The sequence below is a fragment of the Hydrogenovibrio sp. 3SP14C1 genome (assembly GCF_029625905.1).
In the GTDB taxonomy this organism is placed as follows: Bacteria; Pseudomonadota; Gammaproteobacteria; order Thiomicrospirales; family Thiomicrospiraceae; genus Hydrogenovibrio.
Genome location: NZ_JARTLM010000177.1, coordinates 1 through 261 on the forward strand (window position 1 = coordinate 1; position 261 = coordinate 261).

Annotated in this window: 1 protein-coding gene; it reads right to left on the reverse strand. The window is 64.4% G+C overall.

Annotated features, from left to right (window positions below; all coding sequences use genetic code 11):
• The coding region (locus tag P8629_RS12135; RefSeq protein WP_278166366.1) for a hypothetical protein at window positions 1–261 on the reverse strand (261 nt) is incomplete at both ends.

Genomic DNA, 261 nt, shown 5'->3' on the forward strand with positions numbered 1-261 from the left:
GTGCATGCACCGACTCGCGCGTTGGAGGGTGCTCAAGGTGCCAAGCCAGCAGTGAACGCGCCACTCCGTAAGGGTCCAGTACCGAAAGCCGAGTGGTCGGAAGCCAGCAGATTGCCGCATCGCGACTCAACTCCAGCTGACGGAATCCCACCATCAGCGCCGACTTGCCCATGCCCGAGGCACCACGCACCAGCACGCTTTGCCGCAAACCGATGCCGGCACGTGCCAGCGCATCGCGCAAGGTGCGTAGCGAGGTTTCCC